This window comes from Micrococcus sp. GbtcB5 (assembly GCF_019091605.1).
In the GTDB taxonomy this organism is placed as follows: Bacteria; Actinomycetota; Actinomycetes; order Actinomycetales; family Micrococcaceae; genus Micrococcus; species Micrococcus luteus.
On record NZ_JAGXJK010000112.1, the window covers coordinates 1 to 367 of the forward strand.

1 protein-coding gene is annotated in these 367 nt (G+C 58.6%); it reads right to left on the bottom strand.

Annotated features, from left to right (window positions below; genetic code table 11):
- Positions 1 to 367 (bottom strand): AAA family ATPase (locus KVS67_RS11675; RefSeq protein WP_217565415.1); only part of this gene is annotated, 367 nt, incomplete at both ends.

Genomic DNA, 367 nt, shown 5'->3' on the forward strand with positions numbered 1-367 from the left:
AGTCGGTGTTCGCCAGTACCTCGAGGAACGCCGCGTTGCTGACCGTACTGCATTCATCGATGACTACGACATCGAAATGACCCGATGTGTCCCCGTCACCCCGCACATGCTTCGAGATCGTGCTGAAGTGTGCGTTGGGAGCGTCGACGCGGCGCTTCAGGTTGTCGACGGCCGGATTGGTATGTGCCAAGAAGAGCTTCCGATCACTCTCGAAGTAGTTCGCGATGTGGTTGACCATCGTGGACTTGCCGGTGCCGGCTGCGCCGTAGATCAGGGCGACCTTCGAGTGGGCAAAGAGATTCCGCAGGGCATCAGCCTTGATCTCATCGTCAACCTTCTGCGGATCACCGTCCGGAAGCTTCGCGTT